Annotated in this window: 2 protein-coding genes; one reads left to right on the top strand and one right to left on the bottom strand. The window is 69.6% G+C overall.

Annotated features, from left to right (window positions below; genetic code table 11):
• Nucleotides 1–104 precede the first annotated feature (104 nt).
• On the bottom strand, nt 105–2,669 hold the full coding sequence (locus ACWD4B_RS35420) for an FHA domain-containing protein (protein ID WP_451424625.1): 2,565 nt from the start codon (nt 2,667–2,669) through the stop codon (nt 105–107).
• A gap of 230 nt (nt 2,670–2,899) precedes the next feature.
• Between ACWD4B_RS35420 and ACWD4B_RS35415 the strand changes: the two genes are divergently transcribed.
• The coding region (locus tag ACWD4B_RS35415; protein ID WP_451424624.1) for a streptophobe family protein at nt 2,900–3,786 on the top strand (887 nt) is incomplete at its 3' end.

The raw sequence follows: 3,786 nt of genomic DNA, 5'->3' as shown, positions 1-3,786 counted from the left end.
GTCGCCCTACTGATCCTTTTCTTCGGCACGGCCGCAGAAACGCCGGAGGGCGGTGTTCCCGAATTTCGGGAACACCGCCCTCCGGCGTTATGCATGAGCAATCGTCACTTGCGCATGACTTCCGGCTCGTGACGGCGCAGCAGGCGCGAGACCGCGAATCCGCAGATCACTCCGAGCGCGATGAGCACGACCACGTCGATGCCCCACTGCGCGGCGCTGTGCGTCCAGAGCGGGTCGAGGTTGTCGTGGTTGTTCTTGTCCATCGGCGCCATGATGTGCGACAGGTCCAGCGTCGCGGCGGCGGCGCCGATCGCCCAACGCGAGGGCATCAGCCAGGCGACCTGCTCGACGCCCGGCGAGTCGTAGATCTTGAACATGATGCCGGTGAACACCACCTGGACGATGGCGAACATGACCAGCAGCGGCATGGTCTTCTCGGCGGTCTTCACCAACGAGGAGATCACGAGACCGATCATCATCGACGTGAAGCCGAGCGCGATGATCACCAGGCACAGCTCGACGGCCGGAAGGCTCTTGAGGATCACGCCCTCCTTCGGCATCTTGCGGATCGAGAAGCCGATGGCGGAGATGATGACGCCCTGCAGGGCGGTGATCAGTCCGAGGACGATGACCTTGGACATCAGGTACGCGGAGCGGGAGAGGCCGACGGCCCGTTCCCGTTCGTAGATCACCCGTTCCTTGATCAGTTCTCGGACGGAGTTGGCCGCGCCCGAGAAGCACATGCCGACCGCGAGGATCAGCATGATCGTGCCGGCGTCCTGGTTGAAGTGCCGCGGGTCCGGGGCTCCGAGGCCGTAGTCGGAGGGGATGACGCAGCTCACGCCGCCGAGCACGGCGGGCAGGATGAGCATCAGGCCGATGAAGCCGCGGTCGGAGGCGATGACCGAGGCGTAGCGGCGCATCAGCGTCCACAGCTGCGAGCCCCAGCTCTGTGCCTTCGGCGGGCTCTGCGGCTGGACGTGCACGGACTGCGGGGCGACGGCGTCGATGTCGGCCGCGTACATCTGGTAGTGCTGCGAGCCCTTCCAGCGGCCCGCCCAGTCGTAGTCGCGGTAGTTCTCGAAGGCCGAGAAGACGTCGGCCCAGGTCTCGTAGCCGAAGAAGTTGAGCGCCTCCTCCGGCGGGCCGAAGTAGGCGACCGAGCCGCCGGGCGCCATGACCAGCAGCTTGTCGCAGATCGCCAGCTCGGCCACGGAGTGCGTGACCACCAGGACGGTGCGGCCGTCGTCGGCCAGGCCGCGCAGCAGCTGCATGACGTCGCGGTCCATGCCCGGGTCGAGGCCGGAGGTCGGCTCGTCAAGGAAGATCAGCGACGGCTTGGTCAGCAGCTCCAGGGCGACCGAGACGCGCTTGCGCTGGCCGCCGGAGAGGGCGGTGACCTTCTTGTCCTTGTGGATGTCGAGCTTGAGCTCGCGCAGCACCTCGTCGATGCGGGCCTCGCGCTCGGCGGGCGCGGTGTCGCCGGGGAAGCGGAGCTTGGCCGCGTAGCGCAGCGCCTTCCGGACGGTGAGCTCCTTGTGCAGGATGTCGTCCTGCGGGACCAGACCGATGCGCTGGCGCAGCTCGGCGAACTGCTTGTAGAGGTTCCGGTTGTCGTAGAGGACGTCGCCCTGGTTGGCGGGGCGGTAGCCCGTGAGCGCCTTGAGCAGGGTGGACTTGCCGGAGCCGGACGGGCCGATGACGGCGATCAGCGACTTCTCCGGGACGCCGAAGGAGACGTCCTTGAGGATCTGCTTGCCGCCCTCGACCGTGACGGTCAGGTGGCGCGCGGAGAAGGAGACGTCGCCGGTGTCGACGAACTCCTCCAGCCGGTCGCCGACGAGGCGGAAGGTGGAGTGGCCGACGCCGACGGTGTCGTGGGGGCCGATGATCTGCCGGCTGACCGGCTGGCCGTTGACGTAGGTGCCGTTGTGGCTGCCGAGGTCGACGATCTCGAAGCGGCCGTCGCTGGTGGCCTTGAACTCCGCGTGGTGGCGGGAGACCTGGAGGTCGGAGACGACCAGCTCGTTGTCCAGGGCACGACCGATGCGCATGACCCGGCCGACCGCCATCTGGTGGAAGCTGGTCGGGCTGCGGTCGCCGCCCTGGGCGGGCGCCCCGCCCGCGGCACCGGCGGACGGCTGCTGCGGCTGCACGGCCGGAGCCGCCTGCTGCTGCGGGACGTAGGCCTGCGGCTGCTGGTGCTGCTGGGCCTGCGGCTGCTGCCAGGCGGAATGCTGCGCCTGCTGCGCCTGGTGGGGCTGGGCGGCCCAGTCGTGACCCGGCTGCTGCACCGGCGTCTGGTACGCCTGGTGCTGCTGCGGCGCGGCCATGGCCGTCTGCGCGTTGTAGAGGTCCGCGGCCGGGGCCGCGGCCGCTGCCGCGCTCAGGTGCATCACCGGACCGTCGGTGGCGTTGCCGAGGTGCACGGCGGAGCCGGGGCCGATCTCCATGTGATGGATGCGCTGGCCCTGCACATAGGTGCCGTTGGTGCTGCCCTGGTCCTCGATGACCCAACTGTGGCCGCCCCAGCGCACGATGGCGTGCCGCCACGACACCCGGGCGTCCTCCAGCACCATGTCACCCTGCGGATCGCGACCCAGGGTGTAGGACCTGGACGGATCGAGCGTCCAGGTCTGTCCATTCAATTCCAGTACGAGTTCCGGCACTCCATGCCCCACTACTTGTCCCCCGATGAGCCCCCTGCACGGGGAGTCTAGGGATGGCGAACATCGGGAGGAACTATTTCAGGCACAGTCCCCCGACCGAAAGTCGGGGACTGAAGCAGCCGTGTAACAGGCACCGTTGACCGATCCGAAAGTCGCCCGGAGAGTAGTAACAGCCCATGGATGGTACGGATCACCAGCATCCGGGCAACTGGTATGGACCGGGGGGCGCAATGACCATCACCAGTGGCAGGCGCGCAGCTTTCGGCGCAGATCTGCTCCTTACTTCCATAGCGGCTGTGAGCTGGGCTTTTCTCGCCATGGCAGGAATTGCGGCACTCGGTCTGCATCTGCTCGGGGCGGACGCCGCGGGACGGCTGGGGCCGATGACCGCCGCCGTGGTCGTGCTGGCGGTGGGCGGCTCGGTCACTCCGTCGGGCTCGGTCGAGGCCTTCGGGCTGACCGGCACCGGTGCGCACACCACCATCGATTTCGCGCCACTAGGCGTGAGCCTGGTGGGGGCACTGCTGCTCGGCGGCATCTTCGCCCGCTCCCTGCGCCCGGCCGGGGCCGCCCTGCGCGGTGCGGAACTGGCCGCGCGGGCGGGCGCGGTGGCCCTGCTGTTCGTCCTGCTCCTGGGCGGGCTGGCCTGGGCCGGATCGTCCACCGTCACTTTCGACGGCAGCAGCATGGGGCTGGGCTCCGGGGGCGGCAGCGGGGGTCTGAAGATCCCGGGGCTGGGGGACATGGGGGACATCGGCGGCGGGCTGGCCGACCGCATCTCCGGGCTCGCCAAGGCCAAGGCCTCCGTCGGCTTCTCGGTGCGCACCGGGCCCTCGCTGCTCGGCGGGGCGGTGTGGGTGCTGGCCGTCCTGCTGATCGCCGTGCTGGCCTCCCGCCGGGCCCGGCTCCCGGTGGCCTGGTCCGCGCTGCACCGCAGCGTCCGCCCGGCGGCCTCGGCGGTGTGCACGGTGCTGGTGCTGGCGGTCGTGGCGGGCCTGGCGGCGGCGGTGGCCGCGGCCGCCGGTGACGGCCACCCGCCCAGCCGCTCGGCGCTGGACGGGGTGTCCACGACGATCAGGTCCCACTCGTCCCGCGAGCGGAGCTGGCCGAGCTTCTC

The organism is Streptomyces sp. NPDC002536 (assembly GCF_053594995.1).
Note: the sequence above shows the minus strand (reverse complement) of the source record. Positions and strands in the feature narration are given on the sequence as shown.